This window comes from Microbacterium profundi, from assembly GCF_000763375.1.
In the GTDB taxonomy this organism is placed as follows: Bacteria; Actinomycetota; Actinomycetes; order Actinomycetales; family Microbacteriaceae; genus Microbacterium; species Microbacterium profundi.
Genome location: NZ_JPSY01000001.1, coordinates 195,005 through 212,180, shown reverse-complemented (window position 1 = coordinate 212,180; position 17,176 = coordinate 195,005). Strand labels below are relative to the sequence as shown.

18 protein-coding genes are annotated in these 17,176 nt (G+C 66.8%); 8 read left to right on the top strand and 10 right to left on the bottom strand.

Annotated features, from left to right (window positions below):
- Positions 1 to 2: 2 nt before the first annotated feature.
- Positions 3 to 1,517 carry an ABC transporter substrate-binding protein gene (locus JF52_RS0101030; RefSeq protein ID WP_033104687.1) on the bottom strand — a complete coding sequence of 505 codons (1,515 nt, stop codon included), beginning with the start codon at positions 1,515 to 1,517 and terminating at the stop codon, positions 3 to 5.
- A gap of 106 nt (positions 1,518 to 1,623) precedes the next feature.
- Positions 1,624 to 2,565: an alpha/beta fold hydrolase gene (locus JF52_RS0101025; RefSeq protein ID WP_033104686.1), complete on the bottom strand. Its 942-nt coding sequence runs from the start codon at positions 2,563 to 2,565 to the stop codon at positions 1,624 to 1,626.
- A 160-nt stretch (positions 2,566 to 2,725) separates the two neighbouring features.
- Between JF52_RS0101025 and JF52_RS0101020 the strand changes: the two genes are divergently transcribed.
- Genes JF52_RS0101020 through JF52_RS0101010 form a run of 3 tightly spaced genes read left to right on the top strand, consistent with a single transcriptional unit; the run spans position 2,726 to position 4,424 of the window.
- Positions 2,726 to 3,202 carry a carboxymuconolactone decarboxylase family protein gene (locus tag JF52_RS0101020; protein ID WP_033104685.1) on the top strand — a complete coding sequence of 159 codons (477 nt, stop codon included), beginning with the start codon at positions 2,726 to 2,728 and terminating at the stop codon, positions 3,200 to 3,202.
- Positions 3,199 to 3,915, top strand: coding sequence for a tyrosine-protein phosphatase (locus JF52_RS0101015; RefSeq protein ID WP_033104684.1), 717 nt, complete (start codon positions 3,199 to 3,201; stop codon positions 3,913 to 3,915). Before JF52_RS0101020 ends, JF52_RS0101015 begins: the two co-directional genes overlap by 4 nt.
- 38 nt (positions 3,916 to 3,953) lie before the next feature.
- Positions 3,954 to 4,424 (top strand): SIP domain-containing protein, encoded by a 471-nt coding sequence (locus tag JF52_RS0101010; protein WP_033104683.1) that lies wholly within the window; start codon positions 3,954 to 3,956, stop codon positions 4,422 to 4,424.
- Here the strand turns inward: JF52_RS0101010 and JF52_RS0101005 are convergent.
- The 4 genes from JF52_RS0101005 to JF52_RS0100990 all read right to left on the bottom strand — a co-directional run bounded on the left by JF52_RS0101005 (position 4,421) and on the right by JF52_RS0100990 (position 8,577).
- Entirely contained in the window at positions 4,421 to 4,894 is a 474-nt protein-coding gene (locus JF52_RS0101005; RefSeq protein WP_052166657.1) for a hypothetical protein, read from the bottom strand. The two genes, JF52_RS0101010 and JF52_RS0101005, sit on opposite strands and share 4 nt — an antisense overlap.
- 10 nt (positions 4,895 to 4,904) lie before the next feature.
- The gene (locus JF52_RS0101000; protein WP_033104682.1) at positions 4,905 to 5,702 is read right to left on the bottom strand and encodes an arginase family protein; all 798 of its coding nucleotides are present in this window, start codon (positions 5,700 to 5,702) and stop codon (positions 4,905 to 4,907) included.
- A gap of 60 nt (positions 5,703 to 5,762) precedes the next feature.
- On the bottom strand, positions 5,763 to 6,497 hold the full coding sequence (locus tag JF52_RS0100995) for a PspA/IM30 family protein (RefSeq protein WP_033104681.1): 735 nt from the start codon (positions 6,495 to 6,497) through the stop codon (positions 5,763 to 5,765).
- A gap of 67 nt (positions 6,498 to 6,564) precedes the next feature.
- Positions 6,565 to 8,577 (bottom strand): TPM domain-containing protein, encoded by a 2,013-nt coding sequence (locus JF52_RS0100990; protein ID WP_052166656.1) that lies wholly within the window; start codon positions 8,575 to 8,577, stop codon positions 6,565 to 6,567.
- 148 nt (positions 8,578 to 8,725) lie between these two features.
- Between JF52_RS0100990 and JF52_RS0100985 the strand changes: the two genes are divergently transcribed.
- The 4 genes from JF52_RS0100985 to JF52_RS0100970 are packed head-to-tail and all read left to right on the top strand — an operon-like array spanning position 8,726 to position 11,582.
- On the top strand, positions 8,726 to 9,577 hold the full coding sequence (locus JF52_RS0100985; RefSeq protein WP_033104679.1) for a DUF3097 domain-containing protein: 852 nt from the start codon (positions 8,726 to 8,728) through the stop codon (positions 9,575 to 9,577).
- 30 nt (positions 9,578 to 9,607) lie between these two features.
- Complete coding sequence (gene trmB / locus JF52_RS0100980) at positions 9,608 to 10,333, top strand: tRNA (guanosine(46)-N7)-methyltransferase TrmB (protein WP_033104678.1); 726 nt, start codon at positions 9,608 to 9,610, stop codon at positions 10,331 to 10,333.
- Positions 10,330 to 11,151: a CPBP family glutamic-type intramembrane protease gene (locus JF52_RS0100975; protein ID WP_033104677.1), complete on the top strand. Its 822-nt coding sequence runs from the start codon at positions 10,330 to 10,332 to the stop codon at positions 11,149 to 11,151. The genes trmB and JF52_RS0100975 overlap by 4 nt, the downstream gene beginning before the upstream one ends.
- A gap of 38 nt (positions 11,152 to 11,189) precedes the next feature.
- Positions 11,190 to 11,582 carry a DUF1304 domain-containing protein gene (locus JF52_RS0100970; protein WP_033104676.1) on the top strand — a complete coding sequence of 131 codons (393 nt, stop codon included), beginning with the start codon at positions 11,190 to 11,192 and terminating at the stop codon, positions 11,580 to 11,582.
- Positions 11,583 to 11,588: 6 nt separating this feature from the next.
- Here the strand turns inward: JF52_RS0100970 and JF52_RS0100965 are convergent, their stop codons facing one another.
- Positions 11,589 to 12,209 (bottom strand): GyrI-like domain-containing protein, encoded by a 621-nt coding sequence (locus JF52_RS0100965; protein WP_033104675.1) that lies wholly within the window; start codon positions 12,207 to 12,209, stop codon positions 11,589 to 11,591.
- A 17-nt stretch (positions 12,210 to 12,226) separates the two neighbouring features.
- The gene (gene thrC, locus JF52_RS0100960) at positions 12,227 to 13,651 is read right to left on the bottom strand and encodes a threonine synthase (protein ID WP_033104674.1); all 1,425 of its coding nucleotides are present in this window, start codon (positions 13,649 to 13,651) and stop codon (positions 12,227 to 12,229) included.
- A 197-nt stretch (positions 13,652 to 13,848) separates the two neighbouring features.
- Between thrC and JF52_RS0100955 the strand changes: the two genes are divergently transcribed.
- Positions 13,849 to 14,715 (top strand): hypothetical protein, encoded by an 867-nt coding sequence (locus tag JF52_RS0100955; RefSeq protein ID WP_033104673.1) that lies wholly within the window; start codon positions 13,849 to 13,851, stop codon positions 14,713 to 14,715.
- Between the two features lie 86 nt (positions 14,716 to 14,801).
- Here JF52_RS0100955 and JF52_RS0100950 read toward each other — a convergent pair whose 3' ends face one another.
- Positions 14,802 to 16,001: an MFS transporter gene (locus JF52_RS0100950; protein WP_033104672.1), complete on the bottom strand. Its 1,200-nt coding sequence runs from the start codon at positions 15,999 to 16,001 to the stop codon at positions 14,802 to 14,804.
- Positions 15,998 to 17,110 carry a MerR family transcriptional regulator gene (locus JF52_RS16370; RefSeq protein WP_052166655.1) on the bottom strand — a complete coding sequence of 371 codons (1,113 nt, stop codon included), beginning with the start codon at positions 17,108 to 17,110 and terminating at the stop codon, positions 15,998 to 16,000. The genes JF52_RS0100950 and JF52_RS16370 overlap by 4 nt, the downstream gene beginning before the upstream one ends.
- Positions 17,111 to 17,176 lie beyond the last annotated feature (66 nt).

The following is a 17,176-nucleotide window of genomic DNA, read 5'->3' as shown; positions in this document are numbered from 1 at the left end:
GGCTACTCGGCGGCTTTGGCGACACCCGCGAGGTTGATGCGCGAGTTGATCGAGTCCTGCGGGAACCCGGTGACGACCGGGGATACCGCGGTGATGGTGGCGCCGTTGTAGAGCCAGTCGGCGGCGTGATCCTCGGAGACCAGACGTGCAGCCTCGGCGAGCAGCTTCGCCGAAGCATCCTCGTCGACCTCGGCGAGCGCGTCGGCGTACAGCGACTGCACCTCGGGGTTGTCGTAGTTGAAGTAGTAGTCCGGGTCGGCGAAGTTGCCGAAGTCGCGCGGCTCGACGTGCAGCACGAAGCTGAGCTCGTAGTCCTTGTTCGTGTAGACGTCCTCGAGCCACGTCGGGAACTCCACCGCGTCCACCTCGAGAGTGACTCCGACCTTGGCGAAGTCCGAGACGAGCACCTGCGGCACGGTGGTGCCGTAGAACGACGGGATCGTCAAGGTGAGGTCGAGGTTCTCCTGACCCGCCTCCGCGAGCAGCTCTTTCGCGCGGTCGGGGTCGTACGGGGCGACATCGGAGAGATCCTCGTAACCGGGGTCGAGTTCGGGGATGGGGCCGTAGAGCGTCGCTCCGGCGCCGACCGCCTCGACGAGTCCCTCGTGGTCGATCGCGAGCCGCAGCGCCTCGCGTACACGCGCGTCATCGAGCGGAGCCTTGGCATTGTTGAACGCGAGCACCGCCTTGTCGGTGGTGCGCCCGGTCGTGAGGGTGAAGTCGCCGGAGTCCTCAAGCTGCGGTGCGAGGTTCGGGTCGACCGCGGTCAGCACGTCGAGGCTTCCATCGAGCGCTGCGTTCACCCCGGCGGTGAAGTCGGGGATGTACTCGAAGACGACCTCGGCGACCTTGGCGGGCTCGCCCCAGTACGCGTCGGAGCGGGCGAAGGTGATGGTGCTGCCCTTGCTCCAGTTCTCCAGAGTGAACGGGCCGGTACCGTTCTCCGCGGTCTGCAGGTCGGTCGCGTCTCCGGACTGGAAGACGAGCCCGGCGGGTCCGGTGAGGGTGAACAGGAAGTTCTGATTCGGCTCGGTGAGGGTGATCACGACCGTCGTCGCGTCTGGTGCCGTGATGGAGGCCACGTTCGCGAATTCGGCGTTGCCCTGCAGCGTCGCGTCGGTGCGCACAGCCTCGTAGGATGCGACGACATCGGCCGACGTGAGCGCGGTGCCGCTGTGGAACGTCACCTCCGGGTTCAGCGTGAACGTGTATGTCAGGCCGTCATCCGAGACCTCGTACTCCGAGGCGAGACGCGGCTCGATCTCGTTGTCCTGGCTGCGGGTGACGAGTCCTTCGTAGATGTTGTCGATGAGGATCTGCTCGATCGCGGCACCGCTGGTGTGACGGATGTCGAGGTTGGTCGGCTCGAGGACGAGCCCCACTGTGAGGGTGGCGTCCAGATCGGGCTCACCTGTCGAGGTCTTCACCGGTTCCGGCGAACCTGCGCAGGCGCTCAGGATGACGGCGGTGGCGGCGAGCGCGGACAGGACGGCGAGGCGTCTGTTTCGTCGGAACATGAAGTTGTGGATCCTCTCGGTGCGGCAGGTGCTGTGTGCCGGTGCAGTAGAGCGTAGAGCGGGGCGGTCAGTGGAGTGGGAACAGCGGAATGCGGCGACACATTCCTCAGGCGGGGGAGTGCGCGGCAGCGCGGATCAGATCGGCGAGCTCACGAGGAGCGGTCTCCTGCACGTTGTGCGAAGCGTCCATGGCGACCACGCGGGCGGTCGGGACGCGTCGGAGCAGTTCGTCGCCGTCGGCCTCGCTGACGAAGCCCGAGGTCGCTCGTACGAGCGTGATCGGCGCCTGCGTACCGGCGAGATCGTCCCAGCCGGTGGTGCGCAGGATCGGCGCTGTCGCACCGACGCCCGCGGGAGAGTCAGCCGGAGATTCGGCCGGAGCGAACACCTGGGCCGCGAGATGGGCGAAGTGATGCTTCCACTCGACGCGCCCGTCGGCACGGATGCGTGAGTTGAAGAAGACGCCGCGTTCGGTATCGGCGCGCGAGCCGCCGAGGCCGAACGACATGGCACGGTCGACCAGATCGTCGCGGGAGGCGAAGTCCGTCGGCCCCGCGTAGAACTCACGCAGGGCGGCCGGGCCGCCTGAGGAGTCGATCCCCGGCGTGATGTCGACGGTGATCAGCTCGCGCACCAGATCGGGGCGAGCGGATGCCACGGCCGCTGCCGTCAGCCCGCCGAGGGACTGACCAACGAGGATCTGCGGTTCGACCGTCCACTTCTCGAGCGCGACGATGACGTCCGCCGCGAGGGTGCGAGCGGAGTAGTCGAGGTCATCGCGCCAACTGGAATCGCCGTGTCCGGCGAGATCGATGACCAGTGCCGGCTGCTGCAGCAGCAGTGCCGTCGTGTCCCAGGTGTGCGCGTTGAGTCCTGCTCCGTGCAGAAGTGTGACCACGGGCGGTTCATCGCCGAAGCGAAGGGCGCTGAGCTCTCGTCCGTCGGCGAGACGAACGGTCACACGTTCGACAGGGGGTACGGGCACGTTCAGTACCTGCGCCTGCTGGGGAAGATAGCTGAACTCACTTGTCTCTGTGGCCACGACCATATTCTGCCCCCAGTCCATGCTCGTGGGAAAATGCAGAAGCGATATGCCAACTCAGTGCCGCCCCCAAGCGACCAGTATGCCAAACCTCATGCACTTGTAGTCTGCAGGATGCATTTCCTGCCTCTCGGAGAGGGTGGGCGGGCGCCCGTATCATTGAGGTATGAGCGAGACACGAGTGCACTTGTCGAAGACGGAACCGACCGCCTATCAGGCTCTCGATGCATTCTCTCGCACAGTGGGCGAGATCTGTTCCGCGAATGGCATCGACGACCGTCTCAAAGAGATTGTCATGATCCATTGCTCGCAACTGAACGGTTGCGCGTACTGCACCCGGATCCACTTCGATCGGGCGGCGACTGCAGGCGTCGATGCCGATACGCTCCTGCAGATCCCGACCTGGCGTGAGAGCGGTGTGTTCTCGGATCGCGAGCGCGCGGCCCTCGAACTCGCCGAGGCATTCACCTTCATCCACGATGGCGGGATCGCCGACGATGTGTACGACCGGGTCGGCAGCGTGTTCACCGAGAAGGAGTACGCCGCACTGAGCTGGGCGTGCGTCTCGATCAACGCGTTCAACCGCATCGTCATCGCAGGCCGTTATCCGGTTCCGCCCCGCGCGGCTACGGCGACGGCGTGACGGTCATCCATGTCGAAGGTGTCTTCAACGTCCGCGACGTGGGAGGCATACAGGCTGAGGGCGGGCGGATACGCGAGGGGCGGCTGCTGAGGTCGGGGAACCTCGTCGCTGCCACACCTGCAGGCGTCGCGGAGCTCGAGCAGCGCATCTCGCACATCGTCGATCTGCGTGACGACCAGGAGGTCGCAAGCGCGCCGTCTGCGACGACGTCGATCGCGACGACTCACCTTCCCCTCTTCCTCGGCTCGGTCGCCTCGTTCTTCGAGGACGACATGAGCCTTGACGAGATGTACCGGCAACTGCTCGAGGAGAGCGGTGAGCGGCTGACGGATGCCATTCGTGTCATCGCTCGCGGAGAACCGACGCTCGTGCACTGCACGGTGGGCAAGGATCGCACGGGTGTCACCGTCGCGCTCGCCCTCGCGGCAGTGGGCGCGGATCGTGAGTCGATCATCGGCGACTACGCGCTCACCGCATCGATGCTGCCGCCCGAGCGCAACCGCAGGATCGTCGCGTTCCTGGAGGTGCAGCATCCGGAGGCGAAGCATGCGGTCGCCTTGGCCACTCTGTCCCCCGCAGAAGTGATGCGGCGAGTCCTCGAACAGGTCGACGCGCGCTGGGGTTCGGCGGCCGGGTACCTCGCGGCGAACGGGATGACGGATGCCGAACTCGGCGACCTGCGGCGTGCGCTGGTCGTAGACAGAGGCGTGTAGGTAAGGCAACCCTTCATCGGTGTTACAATGGGGAGATCATGACGACCTCCATCGATGTCCGCACCGGCCGAGCTCAGCGCCGCGCAGCGCGCATGCGTGCGCACTACCTGGTGACGGCCGACGAGAACTCGCTGGCTGAACTCGAGGCATTCCTCGTGACACTTCCCCTGTGCGCATCGGGGCGCATCTTCATCGAAGTTCCGAACGTCGATGACATCGGCGTCATCGAGGCACCGGCCCGCATGACCGTGACCTGGCTCGCCCGCTCATCACGCTCGGGTGCAGCCGGATCCGGGCGCTCCTGCGCGCCAGGCGCAGCGATCGCGCGCGCAACGTGCGCCTGGGCCGATGAGATGCTGTGCGATGGCGAGAACCCGACGCACGTGACCCTGCTCGGTGGCTACCTCGGCACGGCCGACATCATCGAGCACCTCACGGGTGCGCTCAGCATCCCGGCATCCACGATCCACGCCCCAGAGCGCTTCGGTCTGCTTCCGCTCGACCGCTAGACGGTTTGGGGGCTGCGACCGGTCCCTGAGCCTGCCGAAGGGCGCCGCACGTAATTGCCGTCTTCCAGTCCCGCTTCGATCTCGAAACGGTTGCGCATCGGATCACGGCCCGCGAACAGATAGAGCACAGGCATCAGGAAGCCATAGCGCAGCCACTGCGCCTTGTGCACGGCCTCATGGCGCAGGACGGCATCGCTCGCCCTGGTGTCTCCTGTCAGGAAGCACCCTCCGACGCAGACGCCACCACGGTTGAACGTCCACTTCGGCATGCCCTGGAAGACCCAGAGTCCGCTCCTTCTCTCGACCGGTCCCGTGCTCCAGATCGATCCCCAGGTCCAGCCGACCGCTGTTCCCCAGGCATAGCCGAGGCGGCTGATCGGCGAGCGCAACAGGAACGCCGGGATGCGGCGGTCGAAGCGACGTCCCCGCGCGAGAACCGCATCCGCGGTCGTGCGCCAGTCCTCGATCACAGGGGAGCACTCATGCGACGGCACCCACGAGACGAAGGATCGCGCCCAGGTCTTCCACCGCGTCGTCGGCGGACCGCGGGGCGAAGCCGGCGATCGTCGCGCCCGCGAGAGGAATCCGCGTGCGGAGTGCACGGATGGCCGCGCTGAGTGCGCTCGTGCTGACACCGAAGGGCGCGGCCGAGGACACTCCCGCGAGTTCGGACGGGTCGAGCACGTCCACGTCGATGTGCACCCAGACGCGGCTCGCGCCCGTCGCGGCGACGGCTTCGGCCAGGGCATCCACGTCGTCGAGGTCGTCGACGGACAGCTGGGTGAGGCCGGCGAGCGGTTCCTCTTCTTCATCGTCCACGACGCGAGCACCCACGGTGATGACGCGATCGCGCGCAACGCCGGGGGAGAGCGCGAGTTGAGGCTCTCCTTCGCCGAGCACCGCGCGCAGCGCCATGCCGGAGAAGGCACCCGAGGGCGAGGTTTCCGGCGTGTGCAGATCGGGGTGCGCATCGCACCAGACCACAGCGATGTCTTCGCGGTCGATCGCGTCGAGAGCGGCGACAGTCACGCTGCAGTCCCCGCCGATGAGAACCGTCTCCGCAGCGATCTCCTGCGCGATCAGCTCGCGGACGCGCTGAAGCGAACTCAACCGATGCACGCGGGTGCCCAGCGAATCACCGGCTTCGAGCGGAACGTCGAGCACGGTGCTGGCCTTGCGCGGAAGGTCCCCGGCGATGGCGGATGCACCGTCGACGAGCAGCATCGCGCGAGGGGCAGGGGAGCCCTGCCACTGCGGTGCCACGAGAAATCTGGCCACGAGGACCTCCAGGGTGAATGGGGGATGCCCCGGGCACAGCGGCCCGGGGCATCAGGAGTCTCAGGACTCGATCTGCGACTGCGACGCGCCGGACTTGAGCTCGGCGAGCCTGGCCTCGACCTCGGTGAGCTCACCGAGGTCGTCGAGGCTCTCGAACTGCGCGTCCAGGCTCGATGCCGCGAGCTCGACCTTGCCTTGGGCGAGCGCCTCCTGGCGGCGGACCTTGTCTTCGAAACGACCGAGCTCGCTGGTCGGGTCGAGCACGTTGATCGACGAGACCGCGTCCTGCACCTTGGTCTGCGCTTCGGCGACCTTGGCGCGGGCGAGCAGCTCGCTGCGCTTGTTCTTGAGCTCGCCGAGCTTGTCCTTCATGCCGTTCAGGCCGCTCTTGAGCTTGTCGACGATCTCGGTCTGCGATGCGATGGTCGGCTCTGCGCCGGTCGCTTCGCGTTCCGCGCTGATCTGACGCTGAAGGGCGATCTTCGCGAGGCTGTCGAACTTGTCGGCGTCAGACGTCTCGCCGCTGTTGCGGAGTTCGTCGGCCTTGCGGCTCGCTGCGATGGCCTTGTTGCCCCAGTTCGTCGCGGACTGGACGTCTTCCTCGTGATCGCGCTCCAGGAGGCGCAGGTTGCCGATCGTCTCGGCGATCGCCGCCTCGGCGTCTGCGACGTTGTTGGTGTAGTCGCGGACGAGCTGGTCGATCATCTTCTGCGGGTCTTCCGCAGAATCGATCATGGCGTTGATGTTGGCCTTCATCAGGGTGGAGATGCGACCGAAGATGGACTGCTTGGTCATGGTGTTTCCTTTCGGTTGAGACGGAGTCTTTTGAGGTCGGTTACGTCGTGAGAACAGGGGAGAGATGTTAGAAGCGCCCCCCTCTGGAGCGGCCGCCACTGCGGGACCCGCCGCCGAAGCTGGACGGACGGCTGCTGCGGCTGCTGCCGCTGGAGCGCCAACTGCTCCCGCCGCTCCATCCGCCCCCGCTGCTGCGGCCGGAACCGCCGCCGCCGCTGAGCAGGCCGCCGAGGATGCCGCCGAGGATGTCGCCGCCGAGACCGCTGCCACCGCTGCTTCCGCCCCAGCCGCCGTTGCTTCCGCCCCAGCCGCCGTTGTTGAACGAGGAGACCTCGCTCTGCGCGTAGGAGATGGCTTCGCCGGCGAGGTTCGCAGCACGGGTGGCGCGTTCGGTGGCGAGGGCCGGATCTGTCGCCTGCGTCGCCACAGCCTCGGAGTATGCGGCGTTCGCCTCCGCAAGTCGGGTGCGTGCCGTTGCGCCGATCGCGCCGCGGCGGGTCGTGATGAAGTCGGTTGCCGCGGAGATCTGTGCTTGCGCCTGTGTCAGCCTCTGCTGCAGCATCCGCTGCGTGCGCTGTGCGACCGCGGATGCCTCGCGGGCCTGTCCGAGCGCCGCATCGATCTGCGTGTTCGCCGAGTCGAGTGTCTCGAGCACCTGCTGCGGGTTGCGTCGGGAGGCCTGCAGGCTCTCCTGCGCGCTGTCGATGTTCGCCCGGGTACGGGCGATGAGCGGGGCGAGTTGCGCTTCGGAGTCGGGCATCGCTGCGGCTGCGGCGAGATCGGCTTCGAGATCGGCGATGAGCGCGCGCGCCTGCTCCTCCACTGCCGACAGATTCGCGCCGAGGCTCGTGACTGCGGCGGTGAGTTCTTCGCTCTGCTGGACGGCGGCCTCTGCGGTGCGGATCGCGAAGGCGGCTTCGCCGCTATTGCCGGCCGCGATGAGCTGAGAGGCTGCTGCCATCTCGGAATCGGCGAGCGAGAGCCGCTGCTGCGCCTGCGCCGGGTTCTCCGCGACGGTCGAGAGCGCCGCCGCGTCGTAGTTCTGAGACAGCGCGGCGAGAGCGGCCGGTGCAGCGGTGAGCAGCTGCTGAGCCGCCGCGCGCCGCGCCGTGAGCCGCTCGAGGGCCTGCGGTGCTTCTGCTTCGAGCTTTCGCAGTTCTTCGAAGGCCTCGATGTTCTCATCGAGCAGGTCGTCGGCCGCATCGCACAGCTGGATGATCTGGATGTGCCAGGCGCGGCGCTGCTCCGCGGTGTCCGGCACCTCGTCGTCGATCTGCTGCTTGAGGGCGAAGGCCTCTGCGATCTTCGCCTGTGCGGCTTCGACGACCTGCGTGAACGCCGCAGTCGAGTCCTCGCCGTACTGGGCGACGGCGAAGCCGACCTCCTGACGGCTCGAGGTGATGGCGTCATCGGCCTGCACGAGCGCGCTGCCGGCCTGCTTCTCGAGGTCGTCGTCGCTCACGACGGCGTACGGGTCGTTCGGATCGGGGACCGTCGGTCGCGCAGCATCCTTCTTCTTCTTGCGCGACCGCACGATCATCACGATCACGATCACCACCACCGCAACCACGACGAGTGCGATGAGGATCCCGACGAAGCCGCCGGCATCGCCGGGCTGACCGGCCTGACCGGGGAAGGCATCTGCGGCAGCGATGACTGCGCCGTCCCAGTCGCGCGCGCGCAGGCCGTTCTCCATGGCCTGCACGACCGCGTCGATCTGGCTGTCGCTCAATGGGCCACTCGCATCCGCGAAGATCGCGTACTGCCCGGAGTCGAGAGCAACGGCGATCAGATACTGGTCAGGACCGAGTCCGTTGTCTGCGGCCACCTGATCGGTCCAGTCCACACTGTCGACCGGGTCGGTGAACTCGTCGACGAACACGACGTACAGGTCGCCACCGTTCGCTGATGCCAGCTCACCGAGTCGCGCGTTGGCGGCATCCAACTCGCCGGAACTGAGAACACCCGCCTCATCGGTGACGAAGTCGGAGCTCAGCGTCACCGGAGGTGTTGCAACCGCGGCCGATCCGACCCAACCCGAAGCGAACATCGCCACGATCAACCCCAGCATGACCGTCATACGAGTCCGCATTGTGCTCCCTCCGAGGCGGCTCAGAGCCCCTGTGCGCATCGAGTCTATTCACTACCGGCGACCGACGATAGCGACTCTATGGAAAGAGTCTGTGTCGCCGCCGGGAAGGAACGCGGCGGCACATACGCTGGATGGCATGGACGACAGGTACGGCTCGGATGTGCTCGCAGACGGATGGCGAAACCGCGGAGCGAAGCAGATCCCGGACGTCGCCGCCGCGCGCGACCTGGTGGTCGAGGTCGCGGACGACGGATTCTGCGGTGCGGTGACGCGCGTGCAGTCCGGGCATGTCGAGCTGGAGGATCGCGTGGGCCGCAAGCGGCTGTTCCCGCTCGGAGGCGGGTTCCTGATCGATGGACAGCCTGTGCGACTGACACCGACTGCTCCTTCGAAGCAGGCGCTGAAGCGCACAGCATCCGGCTCCTTCGCCGTCGCCGACCAGCGTGCACGTGTCGCGCTGCCCAGTCGCATCCTCGTCGAGGGCAAGCACGACGCCGAGCTCGTCGAGAAGGTATGGGGCGCCGACCTGCGAGTCGAGGGCGTCGCGGTCGAGTTCCTCGAGGGCATCGACAAGCTCGAAGACCTGCTCGCCGAGGAGCCGCCGAGCGCGGACCGCCGCTACGGCGTGCTGGTGGACCACCTCGTACCAGGCTCCAAGGAGACACGCATCGCCGACGCCATCCTGCGCGGGCCGCACGGGCTGCACCTCAAGATCGTCGGGCATCCGTTCATCGACGTGTGGCAGTGCGTCACGCCGAAGACCCTTGGCATCTCGCGGTGGCCTGAGATCCCCCGAGGCACGGATTGGAAGACCGGCATCTGCCGTGCATTCGGATGGCCGCATGACACGCAGGGCGACACGGGACGGGCCTGGCAGCACATCCTGAGCAAGGTGCACACGTACCGCGATCTCGAGCCGGCGCTGCTCGGCCGGGTCGAGGAGCTGATTGACTTCGTCACGGAGCCCGCCGGCTCAGCCGTTCCCTGAGCCCGTCGAAGGGCCGGTTAAGATCGATGCATGCCCGAAATCCCCGTCTTCCGTGAAGAACCGGTCTCGTTCGTCAGGCGGAGCGGACGGATGTCTCAGGCGCAGGATCGAGCATTCGAAGAGCTCGCTCCGCGGTACCTGATCGACGTCCAGCGCGGCCTCGCCTCGACGAGCGTGCACGCGGAAGCGCGGATGAATCCGACGCTCGAGTACGGCCGCGATGCGCGCCTGTTCGTCGAGATCGGATCCGGTCAGGGACACGCGATCATCTCGGCCGCCTCGTCGCGGCCGGACGACGATTTCCTCGCCATCGAGGTGTTCAGGGCGGGGCTGGCCCGGACGATGCTCGACGCCGACAAGGCCGGGGTGCGGAACCTGCGACTCGTCGAGGCGAATGCTCCCGAGGTTCTCGACTCCTACCTGCCGGAGGGTGCGGCATCTGAAGTCTGGATCTTCTTTCCCGACCCGTGGCACAAGACGCGCCACACCAAGCGACGGCTGGTGCGCACGGGCTTCGGCGATTCGGCCGCTCGTGCACTCGAGGACGGCGGCCTGCTGCGACTCGCGACCGACTGGGAGGACTACGCGCTGCAGATGCGTGAGGTGCTGGACGGCGAACCGCAGTTCGAGCGCGCGTTCGAGGGCGAATGGGCCCAGCGATACGATGGGCGGGTGATGACGGCTTTCGAGCGCAAGGGGATCGCCAAGGGTCGCGACATCCGCGATCTCGTGTACCGGCGCACACCACGCGCATGACGCGTTCAGGCTGGATGCCGAGGATCGCTCCTGCCCTCCTGGTGTGTCTCGCGGCACCGGCGTTCTTCGTCGTCCAGTGGACATGGCTGGGGTGGCTGCTGCTCGCAGCGGGTATCGGCGCGGCCTGGTTGATGGAACGCGGAGCGGTGACGGCATCCGGCCCTTCGCTCACACGCGACCTCTCACTGATCGCGTTCGGGCTGCTGATCGTCAGCGTGATCCCGCTGGCCGCCGAGCTCGACAACATGGCGATGCTGCGATTCACGCTCGCCCTCGGCGGCGCCGTCGTGGTCCCGTACCTGATCTCGCGGTTCGTGTATCGCGACCGGGCGATCAGCTTCCCATGGCGCACGCACCGCCGATGGGAGGGCCTGCAGTGGGCCTGGCTCGTGGCGGTGCTGGTGCTCGGGTGGCTGATCCTGCCGTTCTACTTCATCACCAGCGGTGTGTATCTGAACTGGCCGGTCGTCGACACCCCCGAATTGATCGGCAGGCTCTTCGTCGGCGTGGGCGCGGTGGGGATCTGGGACGAGCTGTTCTTCATCTGCACGGTGTTCGCGCTGCTGCGGCGGCACTTCCCCGATGTGGTCGCGAACGTGCTCCAGATGATCGTGTTCGTGTCGTTCCTGTGGGAGCTCGGCTACCGCGAGTGGGGTCCGCTGCTGACGATCCCGTTCGCCCTGCTGCAGGGCTCCATCTTCCTGAAGACGCACTCACTCGCGTACGTGGTCGCCGTGCATCTGCTGTTCGACGCTATGGTGTTCGCTGTGCTCGTGCATGCGCACAATCCTGGGCTGCTGCCGATCTTCCTCATCTGAGAGTGCTGGCTCAGCCGAGTCAGGTGGGAGAATCAGCCATGCTCATCTTCGGTCTGGTCCTCGCGGCGGCTGCCGCAGCCTTCCACGTCTTCATCTTCGCGCTCGAGTCCCTGAGGTGGACGGAGCCCGAGACACGCAAGATCTTCGGTATCGCCAGTGAGGCGGATGCAGAGACCACGAAGCCGCTCGCGTTCAACCAGGGCTTCTACAACCTGTTCCTCGCGCTCGCGACGCTGCTCGGGATCGCGTTGCTGATCTCGGGGCTGGCGACCGTCGGACTCACCCTCGTGTTCGCCGGTACAGGAATGATGCTCGCCGCCGCCCTCGTGCTGGTGCTGTCGAACCGCAAGCAGGCACGATCTGCTGCGATGCAGGGCGGGCTGCCGCTGCTCGCGATCGCCGTCACCGCGATCGCCGTCGCCGTGAACTGATCGGTCTCAGGCGGCGGCGACCGGCTGGCGGAGGATCGTGCGACGCCGCTCCGGTGCGCCCTTGCGCGGATCGCTGAAGTAGATCTCGTGGTGCTTCCCGGTCATCCGCAGACCGTTCCGGGGGATGAACACGTCGTGCATCTCGGCGAGTAGGGGAGCCTCCTCGTCGAACGCCCCGACGTGCAGCGTCTGCACGCACCTGCCCTCGGCATATGAGCCGAAGCGCACTTCATGCACCCGGCCTTCCTGGTTCTTCGCGGCGGCGGTGGCGACGGCATCCGCGACGAGCTCGTGATCGATCCACTCGGGCTGCATGATCATCAGCGTCCAGTCCCACTGCGATTTGTCGCGAGCGGCGGTGAACGCTGCATGATCGTCTGCCCACCACAGCCCCTCAAGCGGCATGACTGTGTAGTCGCGGTCGAGCTCGCGCTTGCTGGTGAACTTCAGCGTGTACGCGAGCGGGTAGAGCGCCTCGACGGCGGTGGTGAACTCGGGCGAGGTGTTCGGGTCGCCGTGACCGTCGATCATGAGGTAGTTCAGCTCAGGGACGTCGATGACGTCGAAGCGGCCCTTGCGGGCGCGGTACGCGTCGATCGTCTTCTTGAAATCGACTTTGCCTGGCATGGGCCGACAGTATCGTGTCAGCGCAGGGCGCGTTCGTTGATGTAGGCCCGCAGCTGCTGCTCGTCGTGGGGCATGTTCGTCACACGCGCCGGTGCATCGAGCATCGCCTGGGTGTCGGCATCCGGCTCGACCGTCGTGCCGAGCGCTTCGGTGATCAGATCGGCGAACTTCGCCGGCTTTGCCGTTTCGAGCACGAGCATCGGGATGCCGGCTTCGACGTGAGCTCTGGCCACCTTGGCGCCGTCGGCGGTGTGCGGGTCGAGGATCACACCGCTGCTCTCGGAGAACTCGCGGATGGTCGCGATGCGATCATCGTGCGTGCTCGTACCGCTGACGATGCCGAACTCCGACTCGAACCGGTCCAGTTCGCCGGAGAGGTCGATCTCATCGCGCTCCTCGAGCTCGTGCCACGCCGCGGCCGTGCGCTCGGGGTCGCGACCCAGAAGGTCGAAGACGAATCGCTCGAGGTTCGAGGCGCGCGATACGTCCATCGAAGGGCTCGAGGTCGCGAGGGTGTTCTCGGCGCTGCGCGGACGGTAGTGGCCGCTGCGGAAGAACTCGTCGAGGACGTTGTTCTCGTTCGATGCGAGCACGAGCTTGCGAATCGGCACGCCCATGCTCTTCGCGTAGTGACCGGAGAGGATGTTCCCGAAGTTGCCGGACGGCACAGCGAACGAGACCTCGAACTGTGCGCGTTCGCTGTCGGCCACTGCGTCGGTCACACGCAGCCATGCCCACACGTAATAGGCGATCTGCGCCGAGATGCGGCCGAAGTTGATCGAGTTGACGGCGCCGAGGCTGTGCGCGCGCTTGAAGTCGAGGTCTGTCGCGAGGCGCTTGACGAGGTTCTGGCAGTCGTCGAAGACGCCCTCTACGGCGATGTTGTGCACGTTCTCGTCCTGCAGCGAGTACATCTGCGCACGCTGGAACGCGCTCATCCTGCCCTGGGGGGAGAGCATGAAGATCGAGACGCGTTCGCGGCCGCGCAGGGCGTGCTCGGCGGCGGATCCGGTGTCGCCCGACGTGGCGCCGAGCACGTTCAGCACGCGGTCGCTCTTCTCGAGGACGTACTCCAGCGCCTCGCCGAGGAACTGCATCGCCATGTCCTTGAACGCCAGCGTCGGGCCCTCGGACAGGCCGACGAGCGTCATGCCCTCGCCGATCTCGCTGAGCGGGACGATCTCGTCAGCCGCGAACTTGCCGCCCCCATAGGCAGCCGCGGTGAGTCGGGCGAGGTCTTCGCGGGGGATGTCGGTGGCGAACAGGCCGATGACCTCTGTGGCGAGCTCGGGGTAGGTCAATGGGCGCAGGCGCTCGAGGTCGTCGGCGCTGAGCTGCGGCAGCGTCTCCGGGACGGCGAGACCGCCGTTGGGCGCGAGTCCTTCGAGAAGGACGTCGCTGAACTGTCCGAGCGTGCCGCCGCGTGTGGAGATGTACTGCAAGTCCTAAACCTCGATTGTGCTGTGGATGGGTGTCGGGATCGTCGGTTCCATCGTAGAGCGTGGGCTGGGCGTGGTTACGCCCGCGGATGCGGTACAGCGTTCGGGAAGTGCACGGACACGAAGCGCTCGGCGAGGTCGATGCACTCCATCCGGCGATTCTAGAAGTGCCCTGTCATCGGCGGGGGCACAATGGGTCGATGGCAGCAGCGGAGCAGGTGACTCTGGAGGGCATCGCCGCCGAGCTCTATGCGCTCCCGCTCCCGGAGTTCACTGCGGCGCGTAATGCTCGCGCCAAAGAACTGGACGATGCGCGATTGGCCGCGGAGGTGCGCGCGCTGCGCAAACCGCTCTTGGCGGCGTGGGTGGTGAACCTCTTCGCACGCGAGCGCGTGAGTCAACTCCGCGAGGCACTCGATCTCGCCGGTGATCTGCGAGAGGCGCAGGCCGAGCTGGACGCAGCCGTGCTGACGAGCTTGAATCGACAGCGCCGCGCGCTCATCCGTGCTCTCGCGCAGCAGGCGCGGGAGCTGGCTGCAGCACACGGTGAGCAGATCACCCAGTCGACGGCGGATGCCGTGGAGCAGACGTTGAATGCCGCGATGTTCGACGCCGACGCGGCCGCAGCCGTGGCATCCGCACGGCTCGTACGACCACTCGAGGTCGGCGGAGACTCGGCCGACCTCGCGGACTCGGTCGCCGGTGATCTCGGTTCTGCTCCGATCGCGTCTGCGGCGGCGCCCGTCGACGAGGTCAAGGCGCGACGGGAGCGGAAGGACGCCGAACGCGCACTGCGCGCAGCCGAGAGCGCGCTCACCCAGGCAGAACGCGAGAGAGGCGAGATCGACCGAAACCGGAAGCGGGTGAACGATCAGATCGATCGGCTTGCCGAACGAGCAGACGAGCTGGAATCGGAGCTTAGGAGGGTCGCCAAGGAAGCCGACCGTTCCCGGCGCGAGCGGGATGCGCTCGACGACGGTCTGGGTGAGGCGGGCACGCGAGTCGAGGAGGCTCGCGCGGCGGCAGCCGCAGCACAGGACGCGCTCGAGCGACATCAGGACGAGTGAGACGGATCGCGCGTCATTCCTCGGGCGTCGCCGCAAGGATGCCGAGCCCCTCGAGAGCATCGAGAAACACGCGGAAGGCGCGGGCGTCATCGGTTCGTCGTGAAGGTTCGCAGCGTCCTGTCGGTGACGACGATGAGCGTCGCGAGCGTCGCCACCAATCCTGACACGGCGAGCACAGGCCCTGTCCCGACGACGGCGACGAAGAGCCCGATCAGCGGGCTCACGAGGAGCTGCGGCGCCTGCTGCACGAGGATCAGCAGAGCCTGAAACCTCGAGACCATCGCGGACGGTGCGAACAGAAGGTAGGTCGGGAAGACGTGGGCAGTGAACACGACCACGCCGACACCGATGAACGTCGTGCCGATCAGCGCGACGATCCACGCGGGGGCTATGGCGAGCAGTCCGAGACCGGCGGCGACGACAAGCGGACCGAGCGCCATGGGCCGGGACACCTTCGTCGCAGTCCCGCGCCACGCGAACCACGCGCCGCAGGCCAGGCCGCCGGCGATCCAACCGGCCTCGATGACGCCGGCATCGGATGCGGACCAGCCGCGCTCCCGTGCGGCCAGAGGGATGCCCAGCAGGACGGCGGGGATGACGGCTCCCGCGACGATCCCCACACAAGCCAGGAGCGCAGGAACGCCGCTCGTTCGGCGCGCTGTTGCGACACCGGTGACGATCCCGCGCAGCGACACCGCGTCGCGGGCTGGAGCGTTCGCACGCGGAGGTCGGATCAGCAGCAGTGTGCAGAGCATCACGACGGCGCCGACGACATCCAAGAACGCCACTCCGCTCAGGGCGATGAGTCCGACCAGCAGGCCGCCGGCCGGGGGAGCGATCGTTCGCGCGAACTGGCTCGCCATCCCGACACGTGCCATCGCGGCTCCGAGATCGGCATCAGCGACGAACAGACGTGGGAAGACGCCTGCTGCCGGCCGCTGGAAGGCTGCGACGGTGCCGATGAGCGTCGCTGCGATCAGCAGAAGGACGGCGGACGGCATCCAGAGAATGACCGCGACGCCGAGGGCCGCGCTGACGAGGAGCATCGCGAGCGTGCCGGCGATCATGACACGACGCGGTCCGAACCGGTCGGCGACGGCACCCCCGAGCAATCCCAGGGCCACGGACGGAGCGACAGTGAGCGTGAGCACGGCAGATGCGACCTGCGGGCCGATACCGGACGCGGTCCACGTCAGAGCGAAGGCGAGGATCCCTGAGCCGAGTTCTGAACCGACCGTCGCGGCGACCCAGGCGTTGAAACCTCGGGCTGAGCGCAGCGGCGTCATGGCTGGTGCGGCATCACCAGCGCGACGAAGTCCGGCTGGCTGGGGGCCCGCCACACCAGCGCCCGACCGGAGTCATGCATGTCGCACGTGAGTTCGTGACCGACGGAGGCGTCGGCGATGCGGCGCAGAACGGGCCGAGACAGAGCTAGGGCAGCGGTGACACCCATGCCGGCACCTGAGACCGACCGTCGGCCGGACGTCAGCAGCGCGGAGTCACCGTCGACGTTGAGGTGCACAGTGTCGTCCTCCGGCGCTGAGGTGAGGCTCCGCACTTCGTCCAGGGAGAAGAGCGCATTGGTGGGCGGAAACGCAGCCGTCTCGAGCATTCGATGCACGCTCGGGAAAAGGTCCGCTCGGTTCGGCAGTGACAGCTCGTCATCGCGCTCATCGCAGAACCGATTCACTGCGCTCGCCGCATCGTGGTCACGCCCGGACGGGGCATCGATGACGAGATCCACCGACTGCCGACCTCGAAGCCACTCCAGCACCTGTGCTGGAGCGAATCTCACCCGAGCCGGTGGACCATCGATCACCGAGGAGAGTCCTGTTCGCGCCATCAACACGTAGCGGTCTGTCGCGACGATCGCGGCCGATGTGTGACCGACCTCGATGAGTACGCCGTCGTGGTCGTCGTCTCCACCGGCATCCGCACTGGCCGAAGCGACCTGCCGGATGGCGGATGCCAGAGCCGCGGCATCGAATCGGGCCGAGGTGCGTATCGCGGGGTTCTTCTCTACTCGTGCGCGCAGAGTGAAAGTCAGGTCGTCCACCAGTGCCGTGATCACTTCATAGCGCTCGCGAGCGTCGGCACGCCAGGCACGCAGGATGATCTCCGCTCCCGGGAGATCGCTCTCGAACATCGCACTGATGCGCTCCAGAGAGAGCCCTGCATCCCTCAGACGTCGAATCCATATCGCTCGCTGCTGCTGTTCCAGCGAGTAGTAGCGATATCCGGTTCGCTCCTCGACATCGGCGGGTGCGAGCAGACCTGTCTCCCCGTACTGACGCAGCGCACTCGCACTCAGGCCGACTGAGCGAGCGAACGCACTGATCGTCTGCAACGGCGGCTGCTCGACCTCGTCGCGATCGGACTCATGCGACTGCCTCATGGTCCCATGATCGACTCTCACCCCGGCTGAAGGTCAAGCGAGTGCGTGATTCTTCCCTCTTCAACG

What these genes read in the sequence shown, in the direction of transcription:
- JF52_RS0100950 (WP_033104672.1), bottom strand. Translation starts at nt 16,001, where the DNA reads ATGACGCCGCTGCGCTCAGCCCGAGGTTTCAACGCCTGGGTCGCCGCG.
- JF52_RS0101010 (WP_033104683.1), top strand. Translation starts at nt 3,954, where the DNA reads ATGACGACCTCCATCGATGTCCGCACCGGCCGAGCTCAGCGCCGCGCA.
- JF52_RS0100995 (WP_033104681.1), bottom strand. Translation starts at nt 6,497, where the DNA reads ATGACCAAGCAGTCCATCTTCGGTCGCATCTCCACCCTGATGAAGGCC.
- JF52_RS0100970 (WP_033104676.1), top strand. Translation starts at nt 11,190, where the DNA reads ATGCTCATCTTCGGTCTGGTCCTCGCGGCGGCTGCCGCAGCCTTCCAC.
- JF52_RS0100955 (WP_033104673.1), top strand. Translation starts at nt 13,849, where the DNA reads ATGGCAGCAGCGGAGCAGGTGACTCTGGAGGGCATCGCCGCCGAGCTC.
- JF52_RS16370 (WP_052166655.1), bottom strand. Translation starts at nt 17,110, where the DNA reads ATGAGGCAGTCGCATGAGTCCGATCGCGACGAGGTCGAGCAGCCGCCG.
- JF52_RS0100985 (WP_033104679.1), top strand. Translation starts at nt 8,726, where the DNA reads ATGGACGACAGGTACGGCTCGGATGTGCTCGCAGACGGATGGCGAAAC.
- JF52_RS0101025 (WP_033104686.1), bottom strand. Translation starts at nt 2,565, where the DNA reads ATGGTCGTGGCCACAGAGACAAGTGAGTTCAGCTATCTTCCCCAGCAG.
- JF52_RS0100975 (WP_033104677.1), top strand. Translation starts at nt 10,330, where the DNA reads ATGACGCGTTCAGGCTGGATGCCGAGGATCGCTCCTGCCCTCCTGGTG.
- JF52_RS0101020 (WP_033104685.1), top strand. Translation starts at nt 2,726, where the DNA reads ATGAGCGAGACACGAGTGCACTTGTCGAAGACGGAACCGACCGCCTAT.
- JF52_RS0101030 (WP_033104687.1), bottom strand. Translation starts at nt 1,517, where the DNA reads ATGTTCCGACGAAACAGACGCCTCGCCGTCCTGTCCGCGCTCGCCGCC.
- JF52_RS0100990 (WP_052166656.1), bottom strand. Translation starts at nt 8,577, where the DNA reads ATGACGGTCATGCTGGGGTTGATCGTGGCGATGTTCGCTTCGGGTTGG.
- trmB (WP_033104678.1), top strand. Translation starts at nt 9,608, where the DNA reads ATGCCCGAAATCCCCGTCTTCCGTGAAGAACCGGTCTCGTTCGTCAGG.
- JF52_RS0100965 (WP_033104675.1), bottom strand. Translation starts at nt 12,209, where the DNA reads ATGCCAGGCAAAGTCGATTTCAAGAAGACGATCGACGCGTACCGCGCC.